Annotated in this window: 25 protein-coding genes; 16 read left to right on the forward strand and 9 right to left on the reverse strand. The window is 68.6% G+C overall.

Annotated features, from left to right (window positions below; translation table 11 throughout):
- Positions 1-43: 43 nt before the first annotated feature.
- Genes K6T25_RS11910 through K6T25_RS11920 form a run of 3 tightly spaced genes read left to right on the forward strand, consistent with a single transcriptional unit; the run spans position 44 to position 2,062 of the window.
- A complete protein-coding gene (locus K6T25_RS11910) occupies positions 44-859 on the forward strand; it encodes a class I fructose-bisphosphate aldolase (RefSeq protein ID WP_222914360.1) in 816 nt (271 codons plus the stop codon).
- Positions 859-1,803: a class 1 fructose-bisphosphatase gene (locus K6T25_RS11915; RefSeq protein WP_222914362.1), complete on the forward strand. Its 945-nt coding sequence runs from the start codon at positions 859-861 to the stop codon at positions 1,801-1,803. The genes K6T25_RS11910 and K6T25_RS11915 overlap by 1 nt, the downstream gene beginning before the upstream one ends.
- Before the next feature lie 31 nt (positions 1,804-1,834).
- Complete coding sequence (locus K6T25_RS11920) at positions 1,835-2,062, forward strand: hypothetical protein (RefSeq protein WP_073311031.1); 228 nt, start codon at positions 1,835-1,837, stop codon at positions 2,060-2,062.
- Positions 2,063-2,269: 207 nt separating this feature from the next.
- On the opposite strand, the gene K6T25_RS11925 is transcribed toward K6T25_RS11920, so the two are convergent.
- Positions 2,270-4,105 (reverse strand): S9 family peptidase, encoded by a 1,836-nt coding sequence (locus tag K6T25_RS11925; protein WP_345778236.1) that lies wholly within the window; start codon positions 4,103-4,105, stop codon positions 2,270-2,272.
- 189 nt (positions 4,106-4,294) lie between these two features.
- Between K6T25_RS11925 and K6T25_RS11930 the strand changes: the two genes are divergently transcribed.
- Complete coding sequence (locus K6T25_RS11930) at positions 4,295-6,091, forward strand: acyl-CoA carboxylase subunit beta (protein ID WP_222914366.1); 1,797 nt, start codon at positions 4,295-4,297, stop codon at positions 6,089-6,091.
- Between the two features lie 177 nt (positions 6,092-6,268).
- Here the strand turns inward: K6T25_RS11930 and K6T25_RS11935 are convergent, their stop codons facing one another.
- From K6T25_RS11935 to K6T25_RS11945, 3 genes are read right to left on the reverse strand one after another with little or no spacing between them, the layout of a single operon-like run.
- Positions 6,269-6,850: a PH domain-containing protein gene (locus tag K6T25_RS11935; protein ID WP_222914368.1), complete on the reverse strand. Its 582-nt coding sequence runs from the start codon at positions 6,848-6,850 to the stop codon at positions 6,269-6,271.
- Positions 6,850-7,467, reverse strand: a complete 618-nt coding sequence (locus K6T25_RS11940) for a PH domain-containing protein (RefSeq protein ID WP_222914370.1) — start codon at positions 7,465-7,467, stop codon at positions 6,850-6,852. Before K6T25_RS11940 ends, K6T25_RS11935 begins: the two co-directional genes overlap by 1 nt.
- Positions 7,468-7,515: 48 nt before the next feature.
- Positions 7,516-8,010: a MaoC family dehydratase gene (locus K6T25_RS11945; RefSeq protein WP_222914372.1), complete on the reverse strand. Its 495-nt coding sequence runs from the start codon at positions 8,008-8,010 to the stop codon at positions 7,516-7,518.
- A 124-nt stretch (positions 8,011-8,134) separates the two neighbouring features.
- On the opposite strand from K6T25_RS11945, the gene K6T25_RS11950 reads away from it, so the two are divergent.
- Complete coding sequence (locus K6T25_RS11950) at positions 8,135-8,998, forward strand: HpcH/HpaI aldolase/citrate lyase family protein (protein ID WP_222914374.1); 864 nt, start codon at positions 8,135-8,137, stop codon at positions 8,996-8,998.
- 39 nt (positions 8,999-9,037) lie between these two features.
- Here K6T25_RS11950 and gdhB read toward each other — a convergent pair whose 3' ends face one another.
- Positions 9,038-10,366: a glutamate dehydrogenase GdhB gene (gdhB, locus tag K6T25_RS11955; RefSeq protein ID WP_222914376.1), complete on the reverse strand. Its 1,329-nt coding sequence runs from the start codon at positions 10,364-10,366 to the stop codon at positions 9,038-9,040.
- Between the two features lie 211 nt (positions 10,367-10,577).
- Between gdhB and K6T25_RS11960 the strand changes: the two genes are divergently transcribed.
- The 7 genes from K6T25_RS11960 (at position 10,578) to K6T25_RS11990 (ending at position 17,818) form a co-directional block, all read left to right on the forward strand.
- Positions 10,578-11,834, forward strand: a complete 1,257-nt coding sequence (locus tag K6T25_RS11960; protein WP_222914377.1) for a Glu/Leu/Phe/Val family dehydrogenase — start codon at positions 10,578-10,580, stop codon at positions 11,832-11,834.
- An 82-nt stretch (positions 11,835-11,916) separates the two neighbouring features.
- Complete coding sequence (locus K6T25_RS11965; protein ID WP_222914379.1) at positions 11,917-13,668, forward strand: PAS domain-containing protein; 1,752 nt, start codon at positions 11,917-11,919, stop codon at positions 13,666-13,668.
- Between the two features lie 47 nt (positions 13,669-13,715).
- Positions 13,716-14,462 carry a bacteriorhodopsin gene (locus K6T25_RS11970; protein ID WP_222914381.1) on the forward strand — a complete coding sequence of 249 codons (747 nt, stop codon included), beginning with the start codon at positions 13,716-13,718 and terminating at the stop codon, positions 14,460-14,462.
- A 166-nt stretch (positions 14,463-14,628) separates the two neighbouring features.
- The gene (locus tag K6T25_RS11975; RefSeq protein ID WP_222914383.1) at positions 14,629-15,444 is read left to right on the forward strand and encodes a lycopene cyclase domain-containing protein; all 816 of its coding nucleotides are present in this window, start codon (positions 14,629-14,631) and stop codon (positions 15,442-15,444) included.
- A 56-nt stretch (positions 15,445-15,500) separates the two neighbouring features.
- Positions 15,501-15,713, forward strand: coding sequence for a hypothetical protein (locus K6T25_RS11980; RefSeq protein WP_222914385.1), 213 nt, complete (start codon positions 15,501-15,503; stop codon positions 15,711-15,713).
- Positions 15,714-16,020: 307 nt separating this feature from the next.
- The gene (locus K6T25_RS11985; RefSeq protein WP_222914387.1) at positions 16,021-17,181 is read left to right on the forward strand and encodes a DUF3179 domain-containing protein; all 1,161 of its coding nucleotides are present in this window, start codon (positions 16,021-16,023) and stop codon (positions 17,179-17,181) included.
- On the forward strand, positions 17,171-17,818 hold the full coding sequence (locus K6T25_RS11990) for a hypothetical protein (protein WP_222914389.1): 648 nt from the start codon (positions 17,171-17,173) through the stop codon (positions 17,816-17,818). The genes K6T25_RS11985 and K6T25_RS11990 overlap by 11 nt, the downstream gene beginning before the upstream one ends.
- A gap of 150 nt (positions 17,819-17,968) precedes the next feature.
- Here K6T25_RS11990 and K6T25_RS11995 read toward each other — a convergent pair whose 3' ends face one another.
- From K6T25_RS11995 to K6T25_RS12010, 4 genes are all read right to left on the reverse strand, one after another.
- Positions 17,969-19,207 carry a mandelate racemase/muconate lactonizing enzyme family protein gene (locus tag K6T25_RS11995; protein ID WP_222914390.1) on the reverse strand — a complete coding sequence of 413 codons (1,239 nt, stop codon included), beginning with the start codon at positions 19,205-19,207 and terminating at the stop codon, positions 17,969-17,971.
- Positions 19,208-19,322: 115 nt separating this feature from the next.
- Positions 19,323-19,547: a hypothetical protein gene (locus K6T25_RS12000; RefSeq protein WP_222914392.1), complete on the reverse strand. Its 225-nt coding sequence runs from the start codon at positions 19,545-19,547 to the stop codon at positions 19,323-19,325.
- Between the two features lie 54 nt (positions 19,548-19,601).
- Positions 19,602-20,108, reverse strand: a complete 507-nt coding sequence (locus K6T25_RS12005) for a hypothetical protein (RefSeq protein ID WP_222914393.1) — start codon at positions 20,106-20,108, stop codon at positions 19,602-19,604.
- A 3-nt stretch (positions 20,109-20,111) separates the two neighbouring features.
- Entirely contained in the window at positions 20,112-20,711 is a 600-nt protein-coding gene (locus K6T25_RS12010; RefSeq protein WP_425600868.1) for a DUF7344 domain-containing protein, read from the reverse strand.
- A 396-nt stretch (positions 20,712-21,107) separates the two neighbouring features.
- On the opposite strand from K6T25_RS12010, the gene K6T25_RS12015 reads away from it, so the two are divergent.
- The 4 genes from K6T25_RS12015 (at position 21,108) to K6T25_RS12030 (ending at position 24,849) form a co-directional block, all read left to right on the forward strand.
- Positions 21,108-21,683: a DUF1102 domain-containing protein gene (locus K6T25_RS12015; RefSeq protein WP_222914397.1), complete on the forward strand. Its 576-nt coding sequence runs from the start codon at positions 21,108-21,110 to the stop codon at positions 21,681-21,683.
- Positions 21,684-21,709: 26 nt separating this feature from the next.
- Entirely contained in the window at positions 21,710-22,282 is a 573-nt protein-coding gene (locus tag K6T25_RS12020) for a hypothetical protein (RefSeq protein WP_225917741.1), read from the forward strand.
- Between the two features lie 71 nt (positions 22,283-22,353).
- Positions 22,354-23,913: a PGF-pre-PGF domain-containing protein gene (locus K6T25_RS12025; RefSeq protein WP_222914399.1), complete on the forward strand. Its 1,560-nt coding sequence runs from the start codon at positions 22,354-22,356 to the stop codon at positions 23,911-23,913.
- Positions 23,914-24,015: 102 nt separating this feature from the next.
- Positions 24,016-24,849, forward strand: a complete 834-nt coding sequence (locus K6T25_RS12030) for a hypothetical protein (protein WP_222914401.1) — start codon at positions 24,016-24,018, stop codon at positions 24,847-24,849.
- The last annotated feature ends 42 nt before the right edge of the window (positions 24,850-24,891 follow it).

Consider the following 24,891-nt stretch of genomic DNA (forward strand, 5'->3'; position numbering starts at 1 on the left):
GTACACCATTTGATTTATCATCGATGCCGTGGCGCAGTTACGTATGCTCCCCGACGCGGACGCGGCCATCACCCGGGACGGTAAAGCGCTCATTCTCGCGTACGACCACGGTATCGAACACGGTCCCGTGGACTTTCAGCCGAATCCGGAAACGGCCGACCCCGAGCGGGTGTTCGATCTGGCGACCCACGACGCGGTGACGGCGCTGGCGGTCGGAAAGGGCGTCGCGGAGGCGTACTACCCGAGCTACGCCGCCGACGTGTCGTTGCTGGCGAAACTCAACGGCACCTCCAACCTCTGGATGGGCGAGCCCGACTCCGCGGTGAACTGGTCGGTCGAGTACGCCGCCGAGTTGGGCGCCGACGCGATCGGCTTCACCCTGTACGGCGGCTCGAATCACGAGGTTGAGATGGCCGAGGAGTTCCGCGACGCACAGGAGGCGGCCCGCGAGCACGACCTGGGCGTCGTCATGTGGTCGTACCCGCGCGGGCAGGGACTGAAGAACGACACCAGTCCGGGGACGATCGCGTACGCGGCGCGCCTCGGGCTCGAACTCGGCGCCGACATCGCGAAGGTGAAATACCCCGGGTCGCCGGAGGCGATGGCCGAGGCCGCGCGGATGGCTGGCCCGACCAAGGTGGTGATGTCCGGCGGGTCGAAGGCCGACGACCGCGCGTTCCTCGAGACTGTCGCCGGCGCGATCGACGGCGGCGCGAACGGCCTCGCCGTCGGTCGCAACGTGTTCCAGCGGGAGAACCCCGAAGAGATCCTCGACGCGCTGGAGGCGGTTATCTTCGAGGAGGCGTCCGTCGACGAGGCGCTCGAACACACCTCGACCCCCGCCGTCGCCGACGACTGATGGGCGGCTCAGACGGCGGTTCCGACCGCGCAGACACCACTGACCCCGACCGCGCCGGCGACACCGACGACCCGACCGCCGTCGCGGAGGCGGTGCTGGAGGCCGCCGCTGCCGTGGCCCCGGAGATCCGCGCGGGACTGCCGGGGCGGCGCCGCTATCTCGACGACGAGAACCCCTCGGGCGAGGACGTGCTGGCGGCCGACGTGTACGCCGACGAGCTGCTGGAAGGGACGGTGGGCGATATCGACGGCGTCGGCACGTACGCCAGCGAGGAGCGGGAGTCGGCCGTCGACACCGGCGACGGCGCCGTGTCGGTCGCGGTCGACCCGCTCGACGGCTCCTCGAACTTGGAGTCGAACAATCCGATGGGGACCGTGATCGCGGTGTACGACGCCCCGCTCCCGGCCTCGGGTCGGGACCTCGTCGCCGCCGGGTTCGTCCTGTACGGACCGGTCACGACGATGGTCGCGGGCGTCGGCGCGCCCGCGGAGGCGACGATCCGCGAGTACCTCGTCACCGGGGCGGGCGACCGCGAGGACCTGGGACGTATCGACCTTCCCGAGGACCCCACCGTCTACGGCTTCGGCGGACGGGTACCCGACTGGCCCGACGATTTCGCGGCCTACGTCGACGAGATCGAGGACGAACTGAAGCTGCGCTACGGCGGCGCGATGATCGCGGACGTGAGCCAGGTGATCTCCTACGGCGGCGTGTTCGCGTACCCGGCGCTGGAGTCGGCACCCGACGGGAAGCTCCGCCTTCAGTTCGAGGGCAACCCCGTCGCGTACCTCGTGGAGGGCGCGGGCGGCCGCTCCTCGGACGGTGCCCGCTCGCTGCTGGACGTCGGGGCGACCGGGATCCACCAGCGCGTGCCGGTCCACGTCGGGAACGCCGAGCTGATCGATCGGCTGGAAGCGACGCTTTCGGAGGTCCGGAACCGATAGACCCACACGTCGGGCCTGCGGATGCCGGACAATGCGAGATCGATACAAGGCGCTCATGTTGCGCAGCTTTAAGGACGCGATGGATATCGTCGACGAGTACAACGGCTGGGCTGCCGAGGCGTTCGACGACTCCTCGCCGGTACCGCCGCAGGCGGTGCCGCAGGTGGCGATGATGCTGTACCAGAGCCGGGTGATGGACGGGTGGGGTGGCGAGGGCGGGTTCGACGTGCCGGAGTTCGACGACAAGATGTTCGACTAGCGAGGCCGACCGAAGGGAGGCCTCGGGGCGCCGGCGGCGAGGTCTGTGGGCCGAGCCGCCCAGAAGAATAGCGAGGCGCGAGGAAGCGAACGAAGCGAGCGATCGAGCGCCTCGGATAGGCGGCGGCGAGCTTGCGGGCGAGCAGCCCAGAAGATCAACGGGGCCGATCGGAAGGGAGACCTCGACCTACGACGACCGCGACCCCGCTCAGTCGTCGCCCGCGGCCATGTCCGCCTCGACGGTGCCGACGCGTCGATCGAAGAAGTCGTCGAGCAGTTCGAGGCTCCGGAGCTTGTCGTCGATATCCGAGGATCCGTGTCCCTCCTCGCCGAGCTCCTCGTACTCGTAGCCGTCGCCCTCCTCGTAGCCCGCGTCCTCGAGGGCGTCACGGAAGATCCGTGCCTGCGAGACGGGCACCCGGCGGTCGTTGACGCCGTGGACGATGAGCAGCGGGGCGGCGAGGTTGTCGGCGTAGGTGACCGGCGAGCGCTCCTCGTACAGCGCCTCGTTCTCGTCGGGTTCGCCGAGGTACTTCACCATCAGCTCCGAGCGGAAGTGCGGCATCGTGTTCTCGGCCATGTCGAACAGGTCCGAGACGCCGACCCACGCGACCCCGGCGTCGTAGAGGTCGGGGAACTGGACGAGCTGCCAGTAGGCGGAGTAGCCGCCGTAGGAGCCGCCGAAAACGACGACGCGGTCGTCGTCGAGCCAGTCGTACTCCGCGAGGACGTGCTCGGCCGCGGTGGCGACGTCGCCCTGTTCGGCGCCGCCCCAGTCGTCGTACAGCTCCTCGACGAACTCGCGTCCGCGTCCGGTGGAGCCGCGGTAGTTCACCTGCAGGACCGAGAAGCCGCGCGAGAGCAGGAACTGCGTGCGGTAGCTGAACGAGAGGGTGTCGCGGGCGCGCGGACCGCCGTGGGGGTTGACGACCAGCGGCGACGGGCGCTCGCCGGAGTCGTAGAGGATCGCGCCGATCTCCAGTTCCTCGGAGGGGTCGTGGTCGACGGCGCGCTGGGGCGTCTCTGGGACGCCGTCGGAGTCGACGGTGAAGTACTCGGCGTCCGCGAAGTCCTCGGGCGAGAAGGGGCCGTACTCCGCCTCCAGCACCGTCTCGTACTCGTCGGTGTCGATGTCGTACGCGAGCAGCTCGGAGCGCCGCGTCGGTGTCGTGTGCTGGACCAGCACGCGTCCGTCCGAAAGCGGCGTGTCGTCCGCCAGCGACGCGACGCCGCCGGGCAGGTCGAGTTCGCGGCCCTCGCCGGTCTCGACGTCGTAGACGACGGGGACGGCCTCGGCGTCCCGGGAGCGCGTCGCGAGGAACCGCTCGCCGTCGGGAAGGAAGAACGCGGGCGTCTCCTCGTACTCGCCGTCGCCGTACCACGTCACGTCGTCGGCCTGGAGGTCGTAGACGCCGCAGCGCCCCTTGTCCGGCGTGTTGTCGGAGACGAGCAGCGCGTCGCCGTCGGGGTGCCAGTCGGCTGGGGCGGACTCGGCGCCGGTCTCGCCGATCTCGAGGTTCCGGGCGTTCGAGCCGTCGATGTCGGCGATAAACACGTCCGCGTTGTCGTAGTCCTCGGAAGTGTTCGTCATAAACGCGAACCGCTCGCCGTCGGGCGACAGCTCCGCCGTCCAGACCGCGCGGTCGTAGTCGGTGAGCTTCGTCGTCTCGCCGGAGGGGAGGTCGTGACGGTAGACGTTCATCTGGCCGTCGGCGTTCGAGCCGACCAGCAGCGTCTCGCCGTCGTCGCCGACCGACTGGAGCGTCGACTGCCCGTCCATCTCGACGACCGGCTCGGCGGTGCCGTCGCGGTCGATCGCGTGGACGTCGTTCTGCTCGTTGCCGGCCTCGTCGAGGTGAAAGAAGACGCGGTCGCCCGCGGCGTCCCACGCGAAGCCGTGGCGGGCGTCCTTCGGAACCTGCCCGTCGGACCACTGCTCCAAGTCGCCGGAGTCCGGATCGAGGAGGTACAGCTGGTTGCGGCCGTCGATGTCGTAGTACAGCGCCACCTCGTCGCCGTCGGGGGTCGGCGCGGGGTGGGCCATCGTCGGCAGCTCTGCGAGGGATCGGAGGGTGTCGTCGTGATCGTCGCTCACGCCCGTATGTTCGGCGCGGTCGCCTTGAGTCTGTCCAGATCGACCGTGTGGAAAGGGATTTGACAGGCGATCGCGGACGGGCGACTCGCCCCGCCGTCCATGGAAAACTCTTTCCGCAATTCTTGCGCACACCTCCGTATGAAAGTCCACGTGGGCGCGGCGGCGACCGAGGAGGAGGCGGGCGCCATCGCCTCGGCGCTGGCCGAGCACTTCGGCGTCGACATCGAGGTGTACGCCGGCGACGACGCCGACGAGCCGCTCGCGGTCGCCGAGCCCCCCGAGATCGAGTACCCGCTGGACGACGATCTGGGTCCGACCGACCGCGAGGCTGCCCTCCGAGCGGAGATCGACGACATCCTGCAGGGCGGCCCCGAGAAGTACAGGGATCGGCTTCCCGGACAGGGAAAGCTGTTCGTCCGCGACCGCCTCGACCTCTGGTTCGGCGAGGGCGGCGAGGGCGGCGTCGGCGACGCCGACCGCGAGGGCGCCGCGGACGGCGTGAAGTTCGAGGACGGCAAGTTCGCCCACTTCGACGCGTGGCACGGGAACTCTCCGGACGTCGACGAGTCCGACGAGGGGAACCGCCTCCCCGCCGACGGGCTCCTCACCGGCGCCGCGACCTTCGAGGGCCGCGACCTCCACTTCATGGCGAACGACTTCACCGTGAAGGCGGGATCGATGGCCGGTCGCGGCGTCGAGAAGTTCCTCCGGATGCAGCAGCGGGCGCTGAAGAACGGGAAGCCGGTGCTGTACCTGATGGACTCTTCAGGTGGCCGGATCGACGAGCAGACGGGCTTCTTCGCCAACCGGGAGGGGATCGGGAAGTACTACTACAACCACTCGATGCTCTCCGGGCGGGTCCCGCAGATCTGCGTGCTCTACGGCCCCTGCATCGCCGGCGCCGCCTACACACCCGTCTTCGCCGACTTCACCGTCATGGTCGAGGGGATGTCCGCGATGGCGATCGCGTCGCCGCGGATGGTGAAGATGGTCACCGGCGAGGAGATCGAGATGGACGACCTCGGCGGCCCCGACGTGCACGCGAAGTACTCCGGCAGCGCCGACCTCGTCGCGGAGGACGAACAGCACGCCCGGGAACTCGTCGCCGACCTCGTCACCTACCTCCCGGACAAGGCGGGCGAGAAGCCGCCCCGGAGCGATCCGAAGCCGCCGACGTACTCCTCCGACGGCATCGACGAGCTGATCCCCGAGGCACCGAACCGGCCGTACGACGTTCACGACCTGCTCGACCGCATCTGCGACGCGGAGTCCGTCTTCGAGCTGAAGCCCGAGTACGGGAAGGAGATCGTCACCGCGTTCGCCCGCATCGACGGCAAGCCCGTCGGCGTCGTCGCGAACCAGCCGACCGAGCGCTCGGGCGCTATCTTCCCGGACGCCGCCGAGAAGGCCGCGGAGTTCATCTGGACGTGCGACGCCTACGAGATCCCCCTGCTGTACCTCTGTGACACGCCGGGGTTCATGGCCGGATCGCAAGTCGAGAAGGACGCCATCCTCGAGAAGGGGAAGAAGTTCATCTACGCGACCTCCTCGGCGACCGTTCCCAAACAGACCGTCGTCGTCCGCAAGGCGTACGGCGCGGGCATCTACGCGATGGGCGGTCCCGCATACGAGCCGGAGTCAGTCATCGGGCTTCCCTCCGGCGAGATCGGAATCATGGGCCCCGAGGCGGCGATCAACGCCGTCTACGCGAACAAGCTCGCCGAGATCGACGATCCGGAGGAGCGCGCCGAGCGCGAGGACGAACTCCGCGAGGAGTACCGCCGCGACATCGACATCCACCGGATGGCCAGCGAGGTCGTCATCGACGAGATCGTCCCGCCATCCGATCTCCGCGAGGAACTCGTCCAGCGGTTCGACTTCTACGAGGACATCGAGAAGTCGATCCCCGACAAGAAACACGGCACAGTCCTCTGATCGGGTTTTTATTCGATGGCGGGACCAGCCCGTCCGTGACCTGACGAGCGACCGGACGACGGCCAGCGGGTGCGCGATGCCCCGTCGTCCGACGCTGCCGCATCGCCTGTTCGCCCCACACTTCCTCGACAGCTCCTCACGCGATAGCGCCACAGATCGTCTCCGCAGTGACGTGGATCATCGGTCGAGCGCCGCGCGGAGCAGCCGGAGTTCCTCGCGGACCGCCCGCCACGAGTCGATCGACCCCGGGATCGACTCGCCGTCGCCGCCGCCGGCGTCACGGGCGTGCTCGTCGACGAGCGATCGTACCGCCTGCGGGTCGTCGACGCGTCGAAAGGAGAGCCCCTCAGCCGCCGTCTCCAGTGTCACGGTGCCGTAGCCGAACAGCGATCCCGAGACGGACTGCTCGTACGCGGAGTTCTCGACCGTCGAGAGCCGCACTCGCCGCACCCGTCGCCCGACGACGCCCGTCCTCACCGACGCCGCGCGGTCGGTGAGCACGTACCGCGTGTTCACCAGCGACAGCACGGCCGCTCCAGGGATCGCGAGGCCGACGAGGACGGCGACCGCCGCGATCGCGACGCCGAACCGGCTCGTCGCCGCCGGGCCGACGGCGACGGCCATCCCCACGGCAGCCACGAGCACCCCGACGAACGCCGCGGGGATCGCCGCCGAGAGCCGCGGCTGACCGGTCCAGATCACGGACTCGTCGTCGACCGGCACGGCGTCCGGCACGTCCGCGGAACCGGCGTCGGACATCACTCCTCGTCGCCGTCGACGGTGTCGGTCTCCGCCGTCGCGTCGTGCGCGAGCGAGTCCCCGTCGGCGTCGGGAGCTGCGTCGCCCTCGATCGCGGCGCGGATCGCGCGCAGTTCCGCGAGAACGTCGTCGAGCACGTCGGCCGTCGACTCGCCGTCGCCGGCGTCACCGCGGCTGCGGGCGCGGATGCGCTCGTTCACCAGTTCCTGGATCCGCTTGGGCTGCTCGACGTTGTCGAAGCTGAGTTCGACGCCCGACCCGCCGGCGGTGGAGATGTCCACGCTCCCGTAGCCGAACTGCGTGCCGAAGAAGTCCTGCGCGTACGAGGTGTCCTGCACCTTCTCGAAGCCGACGCGCTTTACGTCCCGGGAGACGACGCCGCGTTTCACGTACAGCGCCTCGGTGGTGATCACGTACTCGGTGTTCTCGCGCGAGAGGTACGCGGCGACAATGATCGGGATCCCGATGAGCACCAGCGACAGGGGAACGCCGACGACGAGCGCGGGGACGAGGCTCATCGAGTGCGGCTTGCCCGTCCAGACGACCTCCTCTTCGGGATCGAGCGAGAGCCAGTCGAAGCCGTCGGGGAGTTCCCCGTCGCCGGAGGGTGACGACATAGCGAAGCGTGTCGCACCGAGCAGCATAAAACCAGCCGCCGGTGGTCCTCACTCCGCGTGTTCGCGCTTCAGTGACAGCACCGTCCGCTCGAACGTGCACACGAGCGTCTCGCCGTCGTTGTCTCCCTCCTCCGCGGCGTCGGCGTCCGCGTCGAGTTTGTACGCGTCGACGCGCATCGTCACGACGCCGCGCTCGCCGTCGCTGGTCTCGCGTTTGTCCAGCACCGTCGACTCCGCGCGGACTGTGTCGCCGTGGAACACCGGGTTCGGGTGCTCCACGTCGTCGTACGAGAGGTTCGCGACGATGGTACCGTCGGTCGTGTCCGGGATCGACAGCCCCGTCGCCAGCGCCATCGTGTAGATGCCGTTCACCAGGCGCTCGCCGAACTGCGTCTCCGCCGCGAACTCGGCGTCGAGGTGGAGCGGCTGCTGGTTCATGGTCATGTCGCAGAAGACCTGGTTGTCCCGCTCGGAGACGGTGCGACGCTTCTCGTGGACGATCGTCTCGCCGACCTCGAACTCCTCGTAATACTTGCCGGCCATGAGCGGGGCGACGGCGGGGCGGGTGAAAACCGTGCGGGACCCGCCGTCACGGCTCGCCGGCGTTCGGTCGTTCGCTCGGATCCAGTCGGCGGGATTGATACGCCGGTCGGACGAACGCCGACCTATGCCACGGCGTAGCGTCATGTTCTCTCCCGGCGACCGCCCCGAGCTGCTGCGGAAGGCGCCCGCGACGGGCGCGGACACGATCGTCTTCGACCTCGAGGACGCGGTCGCGCCCGGTCGGAAGGCGGAAGCACGGGCGGCCGTCCGCGACGTGCTCTCCGACCCCGACTTCGACCCGGAGGCGGAAGTATGCGTCCGCGTCACCGGGACGGAGACGTACCGCGATCTCGAGGTCGTCGCCGACGGCGGCGCCGACTTCGACGCGGTGATGTTCCCCAAGGCGGAGTCGGCCGACGCCGTCGAGCACCTGGGCGATCAACTCCGGGAGCACGATCGCCCGGTTCCCGTGATCGCGCTGATCGAGACGGCGCGCGGGGTGCTCGGTGCAGAAGCGATCGCGGACGCCCGGCCGACCGACGCGGTCGCCTTCGGCGCCGAGGACCTCTCGGCGGACCTAGGCGCGACGCGGACCGACGAGGGAACGGAGGTGCTGTACGCCCGCGAGAAAGCCGTCGCGGCGGCCGCGGCCGCCGGCGTCGACGCGATCGACACCGTCTACACCGATTTCGGCGACGAGCCGGGGCTCGCCGAGGAGACGCGCTTCGCGGCGACGCTCGGCTACGACGGGAAGATGGCGATCCATCCCTCGCAGGTGCCCGTGATCAACGAGGCGTTTACGCCCGAGGGCGACGAGATCTCGTGGGCGAAGTCAGTGCTGGCCGCCCGCGACGCCGCGGCCGCCGATGACCGCGGCGTGTTCGAGGTCGACGGCGAGATGGTCGACGCGCCATTGATCGCGCAGGCCGAACGGGTCCGCGAGTACGCGCGACTGGCTGGGGTATGGGACGGTCAGCAGGACGAGTGACGGCCGGAGAATGGGGTCTCCGAGCGAGCCGCTACCGGATCAGGGCCACAGGCCGCGGACGCTCTTCGCCTCGGCGATGCGATCGAGCGCGACGACGTACGCGGCGTCGCGCCACGTGATGTCCTTCGCCTCGACTTCGCCGCGCACGGCGTTCCACGCCGAGAGCATCTCCGACTCCAGCTCGGAGTGGACCTGTTCGAGCGTCCACGTGCGGCGGTTGATGTCCTGGAGCCACTCGAAGTAGCTGACGGTGACGCCGCCGGCGTTCGCCAGGATGTCCGGGATGACGTGGACGCCGCGCTCGGCGAGGATCTCGTCGGCCGCGAACGTCGTCGGCCCGTTGGCGCCCTCGATGACGATGTCGGCGCGGATCTCGTTCGCGTTGTCGACGGTGATGACGTTGCCGACGGCCGCCGGGATCAGCACGTCAACGTCGAGTTCGAGGATGTCGTTCCCGTCGTCGAGCAGCTCGGCGCCGTCGGTCTCGTCGGCGTAGCCGGTGACGGCGTTGGGCTGTTCGGCGAAGCTTGGGATCGCCTGGGCGTCGAGCCCCGTCGGGTCGTGGACGGCCCCGCCGGAGTCGGAGACGGCGACCACGTCCGCTCCCCAGTCGTCGAGCAGGCGCGCCGCGTTCGCACCCACCGAGCCGTACCCTTGCACGGCGACGGTGAGGCCGTCGAGATCGTAGTCGTAGTGCTCGGCCGCCTCGCGTGTGATGATCGCGACCGACCGGCCGGGCGCCTCCTCGCGCCCCTCCGATCCGCCGACGACGGGCGGCTTACCCGTGACAACGCCGGGGGTGGTCTCGCCCTCCTGCATCGAGTACGCGTCCATGAACCACGCCATCGTCTGCGCGTTGGTGCCCATGTCGGGCGCCGGAATGTCCTTCTTCGGGCCGACGAACTTCCGCAGTTCCTCGGCGAACCGCCGGGTGAGACGCTCGTGCTCGCCGTCCGAGAGGTCCTTCGGGTCGACGACGACGCCGCCTTTCCCGCCGCCGAACGGGAGGTCCATCACGGCGCACTTCCAGGTCATCCACATCGACAGGCCGACGCATTCGTCCTCGCTCACGTCGGGGTGGAAGCGCAGGCCGCCCTTGTACGGGCCGCGCACGTCGTCGTGTTGGGCGCGATAGCCCGTGAACACCTCGACAGAGCCGTCATCGCGCTCCAGCGGAACCGCGACGCGGTGGACAGTAGTCGGGTGTTTGAGTCGCTCGACGACGCCGGGGTCGACGTCGAGGTGCGCGGCGGCGTGCTCCAACTGCCGTCGGGCCGTCTCCAGGGCCGATTCCGGCTCCGAGTCCTGCTCGTTCTGTTCGTCGGTGGCGACGCGCTTCTCGCTGCTGTCTGCTGTTCCAGTGGACATTGTGAGATGCCGACCGCCGGGACACGGCGGGGTCGATGTCCGTCGGTCGGAGAGAGGTGAATATAGTATTGATGATATGGATTTTTCTTAGGTATATATATTCAATAATACAGAAGACGGTTGCGAGCGAGATCGGCACAGTTGTTTGTTAAGTGATATAGTTAGCCGAGCGTCGGTAGAAATAACCGCCGACCGCTGGAAGCAGAGCATAATGACGGACGAAGCCAATCCATTCGAGAGCCTTCAAGAGCAGATCGACGACGCGGCGGAACACCTCGGCGTCGCCGACGACGTGCTCGACCGGCTCAAGCATCCGGAACGCGTGTTAGAGTTGAATCTCTCCGTGAAACAAGACGACGGGTCGCTGGAGCGGTTCCGCGCGTTCCGCTCGGAGTTCAACGGCGACCGCGGCCCGTACAAGGGCGGTATCCGCTATCATCCGGGGGTCACCCGCGACGAGGTGAAGGCGCTGTCGGGGTGGATGGTGTACAAATGCGCCGTCGTCGACATCCCCTACGGCGGCGGCAAGGGCGGGATCGTCGTCGATCCGTCCGACTATTCGGCAGCGGAGATCGAGCGGCTCACGCGCTCGTTCGCGGAGGAACTGCGCCCGTTCATCGGCGAGGACAAAGACATCCCGGCGCCCGACGTGAACACGGGCCAGCGGGAGATGAACTGGATCAAAGACACCTACGAGACGCTGGAGAACACGACCGAACCCGGCGTCGTCACGGGCAAGTCGCTGGAGGCCGGCGGCTCCGAGGGCCGCGTCGAGGCAACGGGTCGGTCGACGATGTTCACCGCCCGCGAGGCGTTCGACTACCTCGACAAGGACATCGAGGGCGCCAGCGTCGCCGTGCAGGGCTACGGCAACGCCGGCCACATCGCGGCGTACCTCATCGAGGACCTCGGGGCGAACATCGTCGCCGTCTCGGACTCCTCCGGGGCCGTCTACGCCGAGGACGGGCTCGACGCCCGCGAGGTGAAAGCGTACAAAAACGAGACCGGTTCCGTCTCCGGATACCCCGACGCTGACGAGGAGTTGACCAACGAGGACCTCCTCACGCTCGACGTGGACCTGCTCGTCCCCGCCGCCCTCGAGAACGCCATCGACGGCGACCTCGCCCGCGACGTGCGGGCGGACGTGATCGTCGAGGCCGCGAACGGCCCGCTCACCCCGGAGGCGGACGACGTGCTCACCGAGGCCGACGTACACGTGTTCCCCGACATCCTCGCGAACGCCGGCGGCGTCACCGTCAGCTACTTCGAGTGGGTCCAGAACAGACAGCGCTTCTACTGGACCGAGGAGCGCGTCAACGAGGAACTGGAGCGACACATCGTGAGCGCGTTCGACGACCTCACCGAGTGCTACGAGTCGTTCGACCTGCCGAGCTTCCGGACGGCGGCGTACGTCGTCGCCGTCCAGCGTGTCGCCGACGCGTTCGCCGATAACGGTAACTGGCCGTAGCCGGTCGCGCGTTCGTCATCCCGATCCCGGTGGCCGGTCCCTTACCCCGTCACGTTTTGTCGATCCGGCTCCTCACTGCTCTATGGCGCGAGACGGCTCCGACGACCCCACTGGAACGGCCGCCGCCGCCGGTGGTCGATTCGACGTGTCCGGCGGCCCGACCGCGGCGAGTACCGACGCCGTCGACGAGGCGCTGAAGACGCGGACGATGGACGAGGCGCCCGTCGGTATCACCATCGCGGACGCGACGCAGCCGGACATGCCGCTCGTGTACGCGAACGCCGCCTTCGAGCGGATAACCGGCTACCCGCCGTCGCACGCGGTCGGTCGAAACTGCCGGTTCCTGCAGGGCGAGGCGACGAGCGAGGAACCGGTCGCGCGGATGCGGGCGGCGATCGAGCGCGACGAGGCGACGACCGTCGAGGTCCGCAACTACCGGCGCGACGGCGAGCTGTTCTGGAACGAGGTTACGATCGCTCCCCTACGCGACGACACGGGGAGAGTCACCCACTACGTCGGCTTCCAGCAGGACGTGACACGACGCAAACGCGCCGAGCGCGCCGCCGAACACCGGGCCGCGCGTATCGAACGCGAGCGTGTCGCACAGCGGCGCCTCCTCCGGCGGCTCGACGGCGTGATCGTCGACGTTACCGAGGCGGTGACTCGCTCGACCTCGCGCACCGACCTCGAACGCGACGTCGTCGACCGCATCGACCGGACGTACGCCGGCGCGTGGATCGGTCGCTACGACCCCGGTTCGAACGAGATCGAGGTCAGGACGACGGCGGGCTCGACGAACGGCGACGTGGCCGGGAGCCGCCACCCCCTCGGCGACGCGACGGGTGACGGCTCCACCGTCGACGACACCGAGTCCCCCGGCGGCCCGGTCGCGGCGGCCGTCTCGGCGGCGATGTCCGAACGGTTCGTCCATACCGAGCCGATCGACGGGGCGCCGGACGGCGTCACCGCCGTCGCGGCGATCCCGATCCACTACGGGGACGCGACGTACGGCGCAGTCGGCGTATACACCCGAACTGATGGGGGATTCGCGAACGACGAGCGAGCCGTGTTGACGGCGCTGGGGCGCGTTGTCGCGACGGGACTCAACGCGATCGAAAGCCAGCGAACGCTTCGCGAGGAGGAGACGGTCGAGATCGAGTTCGGGATCGGCGATCACCCGCTGTCGGCGGTCGCCGAGGCCGCCGGCTGTACGCTGCGCCATCGCGGCGCGCTCGGCGACCGGGACCGACCCTCGATGCTGTTCGAGGCATCGGCCGACAGCGCTGTAATCGACGCCGACGCGATCCGAGCCGCCGGGGACGAGTCGGTCAGCGTCCACTCCGTGCTCGCCGAGACCGCGGACGCGGCGGTGGTCGAACTGTCGGTGCCGGACTCCCAGCTCCGAACGCTCATGGCGGAGTACGGCGCCGACCTCACTGCGGTGATCGCCGACGCCGACAGCGCCCGTCTCTCGGTGTCTGTCGCACGTGAAACCCTCGCACAGTCACTGGTCGAGGCTGTCACCGACCGCTACGATCGAGTGGAACTACTCGGCTACCGCCGACGGACCCAACGGGATCGGACCCCGCCCGAGTTCGTCGCCGCCGTGGAGGAAGAACTGACCGAACGACAGCACGCCGCGCTGGTCCGTGCGTTCGCCGCCGGCTACTTCGAGTGGCCACGCAACGCCGACGGCGACGAGATCGCCGCGACGATGGGGATCGGCCGCTCGACGTTCCATCAACACCTCCGCGCGGCCGAGCGGAAACTCGTGGCGGCGTTCGTCGGGTCGGAACCGTCCGAATCGATGCGTGCGACCGGAGACCCCAACTAGTTGCGTATCTCGCTTACCTGTATACCACCCATACAAAGGAATGCATCATGCCACAACCCGGCAGCGAAGGAATCTGGCTGTGGATCGGCACGCTCGGAATGTTCTTGGGGATGCTGTACTTCATCGCCAAGGGCTGGGGCGAAACTGACCGTCGACGACAGGAGTTCTATATCGTCACGATATTCATCACCGCCATCGCGTTCGTGAACTACCTCGCGATGGCGCTCGGGTTCGGCATAACGATCGTCGAACTCGGCGGTGAGGAAGTGCCGATATACTGGGCACGGTACACGGACTGGCTCTTCACCACGCCGTTGCTGCTCGTCGACCTGGGCCTGCTTGTGGGTGCAAACCGCAACGAGATCGGTTCGCTCGTCGGCCTCGACGTGCTGATGATCGGGACCGGCGCCGTCGCGACGCTGAGCCAGGGCGCGGGCGTCCTCTCGGTCGGGGCACGCCGCCTCGTCTGGTGGGGCGTCTCGACGGGCTTCCTGCTCGTGCTCCTGTACATGCTGTACGGCTCACTCGCCGACAAGGCCAGCAAGCTCTCGGGCGACGCGGCGTCGACGTTCAGCACTCTGCGGAACCTGATCGTCGTCATCTGGCTGATCTACCCGGTCTGGTGGATCGTCGGCACCGAGGGCCTCGGGCTCATCTCGTTGAACATCGAGACGGCCGGCTTCATGGTCCTCGACCTGGTCGCGAAGGTCGGCTTCGGGATCATCCTGCTGTCGAGCCGGAAGGTCCTCGACGCCGCCGGCTCGGAGACGGCTGACGCCACCGCGGCCGACTGATCGGCCCGGCGCCGACGCCGTCGACCGCACCGACTTCGACTGATCGCCGTCGACCGCATCGGCTCCGAGGGGTCGCCGCCGGAGTACCCCGGCGCCGACGCGACCCGACGACCCGCGGCGACGACCGTGCGCCGACGGAACCCACATCGATGACACACCACCGACCATGACGACCGTGCTCACGTATCTCCAGTTCCACCTCGCGTTCCTCGTGCCGGCCGTGCTGGCGTTGACCGCGACCGGGTTCGTGAGTCGCTCCCACATTGGGGCGCCACGCGCGGTCGGGGACAGTGCGGTCGCGCGGTCCGGCTACGGGCGGCGCTACTGGACCGGCGTCGCGGTCGTCACGCTCGTGGCGCTCGCGTACACCGTCCCGTGGGACAACTACCTCATCGCCGTCGGGGTCTGGGGATACGGCGAGGGCGCGACCCTCGCGACCCTCGGCCACGCGCCCGTGGGCGAGTACCTGTTCATCCTCGTCCAGCCGTGGCTGACGGCGCTGTGGCTCTCGCATCTCTCGATCCCGTCGGCGTGGCCCAGAGCCGACCGTCCGGTCGTCACGCGGGTCGCCGGCGTTGGGCTGGCGGCGGCGATCGGGGTCGGCGGGTGGGCGATGCTCGGCACCGACGCGACGCTGTACCTCGGCGCGATCGCGGCGTGGGCGGCCCCGGTGTTGGCCCTGCAGTGGGCCGTCGGCGCCCCCCAGCTGTGGGCTCGGCGCCGCCTCGTCGCGCTCGCGACGCTGATCCCGGCGCTGTACCTGTGTGTCATCGACCGCGTCGCCATCGCCATGGACATCTGGATCCTCTCGGAGCGGTACACGACCGGGATCGAGATCGCCGGGCTCCCCGTCGAGGAAGCAGTGTTCTTCCTCGTGACGAACCTGTTCGTCGTGCAGGGGCTCGTGCTGTTCCGGTGGGTTATCGACCGGTGGGTCGACGGCGATTCAGTGGGCGACGGATCGGCCGACGCCGCCAGGTGATCCACCGAGGGCAGCGTTCGTCTTTGCTCCCGCCGACGGTCACCCGATGTCCGCCGGTGTCGACGCCCTGTACACCGCTTCCGCCGAGACGGAGCCGATGGTCGAACACCGACAGCATCGCGCTCGTCCCCGGCGGCGTCGAGGGCGACCGCTCACCCCGGGTAGCTGGGTACTACGCCCCGTTCGACGGCTATCCGGTCACGCCCGTCGACGCCACGGTCCCGGAACCGACCCGCCGCGACCTCGGGATCGACCTCACCGACGGGTGACATCGCCGCAACGTCCCCGTCCGCGGCGCCGGTCACGACGGGGGTGGGATCGCTCGGGCGTCGACGGGACGGCGCGGGGGCATTCGTGCGGAGGTCGTCGAGTCCGGCCCGGTCGCCGTCGGCGACGGGATCGAGGTACTCGAATCCGACCCGCGATCGGTGGGTCACACGATCGCCGAGCAGTCGGGGAGTCACACGGCGAGTGACGCGTCGCGCCCACGGCGACCCGGAGGACGCCCTCGGAATCCGTGCGACCGTCCCGCACGACCGGACTGCCACTATTGCCCGGCCCACCGTTCGTGTTAGTATGTCACACTATCTCACGAGACGACGCCTACTCGGGTCCCTCGGACTCGCGGGTGTCGCAGCCGTCGCGGGATGTCTCGACAGGGTTCCCGGACGCGGGGCCGTCCCCGTCGGGACCGATGGCGCCTCGGGGCCGCCGTCGCGTGACGGAACGCTGTATCAGCCCTGGCCGCACGACCGGCTCCGGGAAGCGACAGTCAGCGGCGGCCCGGACAAAGACGGGATCCCGTCGGTCGACGACCCCTCGTTCGCGCCCGCCGGTGAGGTCCCCCTCGCGGACGACGAGGTGGTGTTCGGCTACGCCGGCGAGGCGGACGTGAAGGCGTACACCCAGCGCGTGCTCGTCTGGCACGAGATAACGAACGACACGCTCGACGGGACGCCGGTCGCGGTCACCTACTGTCCGCTCACGGGGACCGCCATGGGGTTCGAGCGCGGCGACACCACCCTCGGCGTCTCCGGAAAGCTGGTGAACAGCAACCTCGTGATGTACGACCGCGCGACCGACTCCCGGTGGCCGCAGGTGCTCGCCACCGCCGTCGACGGTCCCCGCGAGGGCGACCAGCTCCGGGAGGTCGGGCTGACGTGGACGACGTGGGGACGGTGGCGCGAGGCGCACCCCGACACCGAAGTGCTCACCGAGGACACCGGCTACGCCAAGCGCTACGGCTCGGACCCCTACGGCAACTACAACCCCACGAGCGGCTACTACGGCGGCGGCCGGACGCTGTTCTCGCCGCTCGACGAGGGCTGGGCGGCGACCTTGGACGAGCCCAAGCGCGTCGTGATCGGGGCCCGCACGGCCGACCGCGCGGTCGCGTTCGACAAACCCACGCTCCGGGAGAAGCGGGTGCTCGAAACCGACGGCGGTGGTGCGAACGGCGACGGTGGGAGCGACACCGGCGGGGCCGATGGAGGTGACGGCGACGCCGGAGCCGACGCCGACGCTCTCCTTGCGGTGTACGATCCGGGTCTCGATACGGGGTGGGTGTACCGGTCCGGCGGGGAGAGCGTCGAACCGGACGACGACCGCGAGGGGCTGTTCGTCGTCGACGGCGAAACGCACCGCGCGGGCGATCTGCCGCTGGAGCGGATGTACGCTCTCGACGCCATGTGGCACGCGTGGGGCGGGTTCTATCCGGAGACCGCGTATGTCGCGTGAGCACGGGGGCGGGGGATCGCGCGGCCCCGCCGCCGTCGCGATGACGGCGCTAGCGCGGACCCGTCGGGGGCTGGTCGCCGCGCTCGCCGACCGCGTCGCGGCGGCGGTACTGGTCGCGTCCACGGTCGGCTACGCGCTGGTGTACGCCGTCGCCGTCCGCGACCTCGGCGTCGCCTCGCGGGCAACCCGTGGGGGCGGGGAGGGCCTCGTGTCCGCGACCGTCGTCGCGACGCCGCTGACGCGCGCGCTCTCGGGGGAGGGGGTCGCGCTCGTCGCGCTCGGTCCCGTCGAGTACCTGTTCGTGCCCGCGACGCTCGCGGTCGCAGTCGCCATCGGTCTGCTCGTGGGCACGAACCTGGCGCTGTCGACGCTGGCGTGGCGGCGGCCGGCCGTCTGCGACATCTCGCCCGCGTCGGGGCTCGCGGCCGGGCTGCCGGCGCTGCTGTCTGGGACGGCCTGCTGCGGGCCGCTGGTGTTCATCGTGCTCGGGCTGCAGGCGACCAGCGCCGCGTTGACGGCGATCGCGTGGCTACGGCCCGCCTCGGTTCTCCTGCTCGTCGCCTCGCTGTTGTGGGCAGGGTGGAACCTCGACGTCCGGGCCTCCGGCTCCTCGGGGACGATGCTTTCGGAGATGTAGGCGGTCACCGTCCAGTCGGAGTCGTCGACTTCCTCGCTGGCCTTCGGGTCCATCGCCGCCGGTACGGTCAAGCGCGAGGAGTGGAGGCCGAGCGGGACCCCACACACCCCGTCGGACTACTCGGGAGGAGGTCCCGACGGTTCGCTCCGGCTATGCCGGATCGAACAGCGTCTCGCCGTCGACCATGTGCTCCTCGACGGCGTCCATGTCGAGCGTGACGCCGATCCCGGGCTCCTCGGGGATCGTGATGTAGCCGTCCTCGATGACGTCCTCCTCGACCAGGTCCTCCCACCAGCCGAGCTCGTAGGAGTGGTACTCGACGGCCAGCGAGTTCGGGATCGCCGCGCCGACGTGCGCGCTCGCCATCGTCGCCACCGGCGAGGAGACGTTGTGCATCGCGACCGGGACGTAGTACTGGTTGGCCACGTCCGCGATCTTGCGGGTCTCGCGCATCCCGCCGACCTTCGGCATGTCGGGCGCGACGATGTCGACCGCCTGGTTCTCGATGAGGCGGCGCTCCTCGGTCACGCGGTAGCGGTTCTCGCCGACGGCGATCGGCGTGACCGTGGACTTGGTGACCTCCTCCTGCACTTCGAGGTTCTCCGGCGGAACCGGGTCCTCCAGCCACCACACGTCGTACTCCTCGATGGCGTCCGCGAGGCGCTTGGCGCTGCCGCCGGAGAACGTCCAGTGGCAGTCGAACGCGACATCGGCCTTGTCCTTCACGCGCTCGGTGACCGCCTTGACGATCTCGACCTTGTGGCGGATCTCGCCCGGACGGAGGTGGCGGTTCGCGCGGTCCTTCTCGAGGCCCGACGGCACGTCGAGGTCGAACTTCAGCGCGTCGTAGCCCAGCTCGTCGACGACGCGCTCGGCCTCGTCGGCACACGCCTCGGGGTCGGCCTCCTCCTCGGTGTGACAGTCGCAGTAGACGCGCATCTCGTCGCGGTACTTCCCGCCCAGCAGTTGGTAGGCGGGCACCTCCAGGATCTTGCCCGCGAGGTCGTGCAGCGCGACCTCGATGCCCGAGATGGCGGTGACGGTCACTCCTTCGACCGACCCCTCGCCGGACATCTTCTGGACGAGGTGCTCGTACAGCCTGTCGATGTCGAGGGGGTTCTCCCCGACGAGGAACGGCGTCATCCGCTCGATGAGTTCCGGGACGCCCGCGCCCCAGTACGCCTCCCCGGTTCCGACGATGCCCGCGTCCGTGTACACGCGCACGAGCGTCCACGGGAAGTTCCCGTCCACCATCGTGCACTGCACGTCCGTGATCTCGACGTCGCGGCCGCCGCCTCGCTTCGCCGTCGCGCCCATCGTCCCGGCGGACAGCTCCCGCATCGTGTACTCCGCGTTCGGGTCGTGGAGCGAGTCGTAGTTCCGGCTCATGTGTACTGAGTTTACTCGCAATAGTGTAAAGGTTGGTAGTCGATTCGACGACGCCGTCGGTCCGTCTCGGCCGGACGCGACATCCGGCGACTGCCGCTGACCGACCGTCACGGCATCAGCGTCCGCCCGAGGCCCGGACCAGCTCCACCGCGCGGTAGGAACCGTACGAGAGCGCGACGAAACCGAGGGCGAACACGACGGCGCCGGCGGCGATCCCGAAGTCGCGCCAGACGACGTTGACGAGCACGAGCAGCAGGTAGACGAGCGCCGCGAGCGCGGGGATCCCGAGGATCGCCGCGACCAGCGACTTGGTGTCGTCGTACGGCCGGCGGGATGCCATATCGACCCGTGGGGTCGGCTCCGAAAAAACGGCGTCGGTGGCAGGGCGTCGACGCTATTCGGACGTGTTCGTGGCGGTGCCGGTCGTGGTGGTCGACGTATTCGTCGTCTCGCTGTCGTCGTCCGTCGCGGACGGACAGTGTGCCTTCGGGGCGACCGTCCGTGTGACCGTCACATCCAAGCCGTCGGCCGTTACCGCGACGGTGACGGTATCGACCGAGGACGAGAACTGTTCCTTGAACCGTTTGTCTACGCCGGGACCCAGATCGCCGCCGGCCGGCTGACCGTTGCCCGTCCGAACCGCGTCGTCGCTCGTGATCTCCTCGACGGTCAGCCTCTCTGTGTAGCGGTTCGTCACCCACACGCGAACCGGCGACGCGCCGTTGCCGGAGTTGCTGTTCGATATCTCGCAGGCGACGACGCCCACGTACGCCTCGTCGTTCTCGACGACGTTGACGGAGACCGTCCGGTCCGCCTCGACGGCGGAGAATCCGGTGGTCCCGACACTCAGGCCCGTGACGATCACGACCAGCAGCGCGAGCCTGAGCGCGGTTCCCCTCATGAGTCAATCGAGCTCCGGCGGTTCGGTGTCACTCCCGAGCTTCATGTCTGACGAGTAGTAGCGGTTCGCGGCCGCCGAGACGGTGAAGGCGACGACGACGAACGCGAACCACCCGAGGTCGGGGACGAGCGTGAACGGAAAGGCGTTCACCCACACGGCCGCCAGCAGCGCCGCGGAGACGCCCGAGAGCCCGAGGTAGTACTCGCTCCACGGGATCTCCCTGCCTCGGACGACGTCGAGGTAGATCTCGACGTCCTCCAGCGCGGGCGTGGCGTCGACGGTGCCGCGGTCCTTGTCGAACTCGACGAGCCCCGCCTCGTCGAGCCGCGGGAGGTGCGACTGCTGGAGCGCGGTGTACACCCGCTTGCGCTCGTCGTAGCTCACCTCCGCCACCTCGATACCGTTCTCCCACGCGGCCACGCGCTCGGAGAGATCGCCGAGCTCGTGGGTCCGGTCCTCCTCGCCCGCGATCGCGTGAAGGGCATGCCGACGCCGCGGGTTCGCGAGGACGTCGAAGATCTCGTCCTCGGAGACGCCGGGCGAGTCCGCCTCCTCGTCCCCGGGCCCCACTGGCTGTACGGCGGAATCGGCCCCACCAGACATCCTCGTTCCCGACATAATGTCTACATATGTCTGACACCTAGCTGCAGATAAGTGTGTTCGTTATTTTCGTTTGTCATCACGCGGTCGAATTAATTTATATGAGGACAGTATCCGGAGTGGTAACTCGGTTTTATTTCTCGTTTCTCGACGCGATTTCTCCGGATGACCACGTTCTCAATCGCGGCCTGAGCTGTCGGATCGCGGTTCGGGAGCGTCTCTACGTCGGATCTCGTAGATCGGCGCGTTCGGGTCGATATCGCGGTCCGTTCGCCGCCTCAGCGTCGGCGTGTCGGTGTCACAATCCGAACCTGATGTCGCTCAGTCACGTCAATACAGTAATGTCCCCCGTGGTATGGGTGAGTGAGCACACCCCCGAAACGGTGTGCGTGAACGACTATGCAACGGCGAAAGTTCATCGCAAGTGTTGGATCGCTCGCGGCCGGCTCGGCCGCTGCAGTAGGTACCGGCGCGTTCACGAGTGTGACCGCGGATCGTGGTCTGAGTATCGAAACTGCGGGAGACGCGAACGCCTTCCTCAGTATCACGAAGGCCGAAGACGGTGACGGGAACACGTACGCGAACGCAAAGGAGTACGTCGAGATCGACAACGGGCAGGTCAGCCTTGACTTCACCCAAGCTGACGACAATTCATTCTCGTCGGCGTCAGGGATCAACAAGAACGCGAAAACGGTCTTCGATCGCCTGCTCGACGTAACGAACAACGGGACTCAGGACGTTGAATTCTGGATCGAATCCGACCTGGTCGCATCCAATGGAGGATTCCTGGGGATTTACTCCGAAGACGACGACAAAGGTACCGGATTCGACGTCGACGGCAGCGGAAACTGGGGCAAGGTTACTCTCACCCCCGGCGAGACCCTCGAAGACATCGGCGTCTACATCCCGGCAGGAGTCTCTCCGTCCGAAGTTCAGGGAGGGACCATCACCTTCAAAGCCGACAGCGGGAACTAACACGAACTCCCCTCACCATCTAAATTATGAAGCGGCGTAGATTACTAACTAGTCTCGGAACGCTCGTTGGTGGAACGAGCCTTGCGCTCAGTACTGGGGCGTTCACCAGTGTCAGCGCTGAACGCTCGGTCTCCGTCGACGTCACCGACGACGCCTACGCGTTCCTCAGGCTGAACGAGCGTGGCCGTGGTGAACGGTCCGAGATCGACGGTGGCACTCTGAAGTTCAATATTCCCGGTGACGATGAGGACGGCTATCCGAGCGGGAATCCGACGGACCCAGAAGGTCTCGGTACGGACTCAGTCTACCGCTTCGGTCAGGACGCGGAAGGCGGCGAAACGGGACTGTTCGGAATCACAAACCACGGGACGCAACCCGTCAAGGTGTACAGTACGCAGTCCTCGACCAGCAACGAGCCGTCGGTCACGATCTTCGACGTGGAGACGGGTAACCTGTTGACTGAGAACGATCCCTCAGATCCGCTCGGTGTCGGCGATCAACTCCTCTGTGGGCTGGAGATCGACACCTACGGCGTCCCCGTCCAAGCCGAGGAATACGATGTGTCGTTGATGATCAATGCTGTCGCGACAGACGACTGAGTAGCTAACAAACCCACATCGGCTCCACGGCGGTTCGATTCCGCCGGTGGGTTTCCGACCGACCACCCGAAATGAGACGACTCGCGGCCGCCCTCGCGGCGCTCGCCCTCGCGGGAGCCCTCGTGTTCCCGTCAGCCGCGGCCTCGTTCTCGCTCGCCGTCGACCCGATCGGTAACGACGTTGACCTCTCGCCCACCGACGACCCCAACGGCGACTACGCTTACCTCGACGACAACGACGAACTCGTCGTCGACCTCACCGCGACGAACACGGAGGTCGACGGCGAGGGCGTCAACGACGACGGCGTCACCACGATCTCGAACGTCTTCGAGATCCGATACAACGGCTCCCGGTACGCGCACGTGTGGATCACACACGGCTCCGAACAGGTGACGCTCGTCGCCCGCGGCGACCCCATCGAGTCGGAGTCGGCCAACGTCACCCTCGGGCCGAACGGGTCCGTCGCGGTCGGGATCGTCGTCGACACGACCGGCGAGACGCCCGACGGGCTGATCGACGACATGCAGGTGCACGCGAAGGTGGCCGACCCCGAGGACGTGAACGGCGGCGGCGACGGGGGCGGCGGCACAGGGGGCATCGGTGCCGCCGGCGTCGGGAGCACGGCGGACACCGACGACGGCGATGAGGCCGACGCCGGGGACGACGGGGACGACGGGGCGGCGGTCCAGCAGTTCGCGCGCAGCGACGCCGAGCGATCGGTCACGATCCTGGACCCGCCCACGGCCGGCCCGGTCACCGTCGACCTCGACGGGATGGCGATCGACGGCGGCCCCGGGAACCTCACGCTCGACGCGATCGACGTCACGGCCGCCGACAGCTCGACGGTTTCGCTGAATATCACCGCCGGCGCCCCCGGGACGGCGAGCGACTCGGTCGGCGTCGAGGCGCTCGGCGTCGTCGCGGTGACCGAGACGGACGGGAGCTCCGTGGAGGACGCGACGCTCCGCTTCAGTGTCGACCGGGATCACCTCGAGGAACGCGGGATAGCCCTCGACGACCTGGCTGTGTTCCGCGAGCGCGACGGCGAGACCGCGACGGTGCCCGTCCGCGTCGTCGGCGAGCGCGACGGGCGCGTCGTCTTCGAGGCCGACGCTGCGGACCTCTCGACGTTCACCGTCGCGGCGCTGCGGCCGTCGATCGGCGTCGCCGAGGCGTCGCTGTCGACCGACGCCGTCGCCGCCACCGGATCGGCGACCGTGACCGCACGCGTCGTGAACGAGGGCCGCACGGCGGGGACCCGAACCGTGACGCTCACGCTCGACGGCGAGCCCGTCGCCGAGCGGACGGTCGACCTCGACGCGAACGAGTCGACGTCCGTGACGTTCGAGGTGACCCCCGACGGGACCGGCGACTACGCGGTCGCCGTCGACGGGGCGAGTGTCGGGACGCTGACCGTCGAGGGCGACGCCGGGACCGCGGAACCCTCGGAATCTGTCGACACGGTCGGCGAGTCGGCCGGAGCGGGGACCGCAGACGGCGTGGCCGCGGACGTGACGGATGCTCCCGTCGAGGAGCCCGCCGGACTGGGACTCGTCGATGTCGCCGGACTCGCGTCGCTGGCGGCGCTGACGGCGTCGCTGGTCGTGCTCGTGCGGCGGATCTCCCGATGAGCCGGTCCCCGGGCCCGTGGACCGAACCGTTATGTCGGTTGGCATGACACCGCAAACAACCGCGTCGATGACCCTCCCCGACAGACCGCACCCGACTTACCGATGACCGACACACCCGATCGCTTCTGGTCGACACTCCGGCGGGAGATCCGGTTCGTCGACTGCGTCGCACTCTCGGTCGTCCCGGTCGTCCTCGCGGCCGTGTTTCTCCTCCCGCCCGAGACGCGGATGGAGTTCGCGTTCACGTACCGCCGGCCGACCGTCCTCACTGCCTTCACCGCTCACTTCGTCCACCGCTCGCTCGAACACCTGGTAGCCAACGTCGCCGGCTACGTGCTGCTGGCCGGACTCGGCTACGTGTTGGCGGTACTCGCCGATGAACGACGACTGTTCGGCCTCGCCGCGACGACGTACCTGTTCGCGTTCCCGCCGGTGCTGTCGGCCCTGAACCTCGCGGTTCCCCGAAACGCCGTCGGATACGGCTTCTCGGGTGTGACGATGGCGTTCGCCGGGCTGCTCGCGGTCATGCTGGCGGCGTACGCGGGCCGTCGACTCCACCCCGCCGTGAGCGTCCGGCACGCGCCCGCCGGGTTCCTGTCGGCGCTGGCCGCGGCGGCGCTGCTGGTTCCGACGGCGAGTCGCGTCGCGACGGCGGTGGCGGGTGTGGCCGCCCTCGGCGCGTTCGGGTACGCGGTATCGGGGACCACTGCGCTCCGCGACGGCCCGCCCCACGCGACGCTGTATCGCTCCGGGTGGGTCGACCTGTTCGCGCTGGGGGCGGTGGTGTTCGCCGGGTACCCGGTGGTCGGGTTCCCCTCGGATCTCCGCGTCGGCACGGCCGTCGTGAACACGTACGTCCATCTACTGGGGTTTTGCCTCGCGTTTCTCGTCGCGTACCTCGTCGCGGCGACCGAGGTGCTCGACGGGGATGCGTGACCGTGGCGGGACGGCGCCGCCGTGACCCGAGGATACTTATCT

The organism is Halobaculum rubrum (assembly GCF_019880225.1).
Taxonomy (GTDB): domain Archaea; phylum Halobacteriota; class Halobacteria; order Halobacteriales; family Haloferacaceae; genus Halobaculum; species Halobaculum rubrum.

Coding starts and splice junctions, on each gene's coding strand:
- K6T25_RS11910 (WP_222914360.1), top strand. CDS start 44: ATGCTCCCCGACGCGGACGCGGCCATCACCCGGGACGGTAAAGCGCTC.
- K6T25_RS11915 (WP_222914362.1), top strand. CDS start 859: ATGGGCGGCTCAGACGGCGGTTCCGACCGCGCAGACACCACTGACCCC.
- K6T25_RS11920 (WP_073311031.1), top strand. CDS start 1,835: ATGCGAGATCGATACAAGGCGCTCATGTTGCGCAGCTTTAAGGACGCG.
- K6T25_RS11925 (WP_345778236.1), bottom strand. CDS start 4,105: ATGGCCCACCCCGCGCCGACCCCCGACGGCGACGAGGTGGCGCTGTAC.
- K6T25_RS11930 (WP_222914366.1), top strand. CDS start 4,295: ATGAAAGTCCACGTGGGCGCGGCGGCGACCGAGGAGGAGGCGGGCGCC.
- K6T25_RS11935 (WP_222914368.1), bottom strand. CDS start 6,850: ATGTCCGACGCCGGTTCCGCGGACGTGCCGGACGCCGTGCCGGTCGAC.
- K6T25_RS11940 (WP_222914370.1), bottom strand. CDS start 7,467: ATGTCGTCACCCTCCGGCGACGGGGAACTCCCCGACGGCTTCGACTGG.
- K6T25_RS11945 (WP_222914372.1), bottom strand. CDS start 8,010: ATGGCCGGCAAGTATTACGAGGAGTTCGAGGTCGGCGAGACGATCGTC.
- K6T25_RS11950 (WP_222914374.1), top strand. CDS start 8,135: ATGCCACGGCGTAGCGTCATGTTCTCTCCCGGCGACCGCCCCGAGCTG.
- gdhB (WP_222914376.1), bottom strand. CDS start 10,366: ATGTCCACTGGAACAGCAGACAGCAGCGAGAAGCGCGTCGCCACCGAC.
- K6T25_RS11960 (WP_222914377.1), top strand. CDS start 10,578: ATGACGGACGAAGCCAATCCATTCGAGAGCCTTCAAGAGCAGATCGAC.
- K6T25_RS11965 (WP_222914379.1), top strand. CDS start 11,917: ATGGCGCGAGACGGCTCCGACGACCCCACTGGAACGGCCGCCGCCGCC.
- K6T25_RS11970 (WP_222914381.1), top strand. CDS start 13,716: ATGCCACAACCCGGCAGCGAAGGAATCTGGCTGTGGATCGGCACGCTC.
- K6T25_RS11975 (WP_222914383.1), top strand. CDS start 14,629: ATGACGACCGTGCTCACGTATCTCCAGTTCCACCTCGCGTTCCTCGTG.
- K6T25_RS11985 (WP_222914387.1), top strand. CDS start 16,021: ATGTCACACTATCTCACGAGACGACGCCTACTCGGGTCCCTCGGACTC.
- K6T25_RS11990 (WP_222914389.1), top strand. CDS start 17,171: ATGTCGCGTGAGCACGGGGGCGGGGGATCGCGCGGCCCCGCCGCCGTC.
- K6T25_RS11995 (WP_222914390.1), bottom strand. CDS start 19,207: ATGAGCCGGAACTACGACTCGCTCCACGACCCGAACGCGGAGTACACG.
- K6T25_RS12000 (WP_222914392.1), bottom strand. CDS start 19,547: ATGGCATCCCGCCGGCCGTACGACGACACCAAGTCGCTGGTCGCGGCG.
- K6T25_RS12005 (WP_222914393.1), bottom strand. CDS start 20,108: ATGAGGGGAACCGCGCTCAGGCTCGCGCTGCTGGTCGTGATCGTCACG.
- K6T25_RS12010 (WP_425600868.1), bottom strand. CDS start 20,711: ATGTCTGGTGGGGCCGATTCCGCCGTACAGCCAGTGGGGCCCGGGGAC.
- K6T25_RS12015 (WP_222914397.1), top strand. CDS start 21,108: ATGCAACGGCGAAAGTTCATCGCAAGTGTTGGATCGCTCGCGGCCGGC.
- K6T25_RS12020 (WP_225917741.1), top strand. CDS start 21,710: ATGAAGCGGCGTAGATTACTAACTAGTCTCGGAACGCTCGTTGGTGGA.
- K6T25_RS12025 (WP_222914399.1), top strand. CDS start 22,354: ATGAGACGACTCGCGGCCGCCCTCGCGGCGCTCGCCCTCGCGGGAGCC.
- K6T25_RS12030 (WP_222914401.1), top strand. CDS start 24,016: ATGACCGACACACCCGATCGCTTCTGGTCGACACTCCGGCGGGAGATC.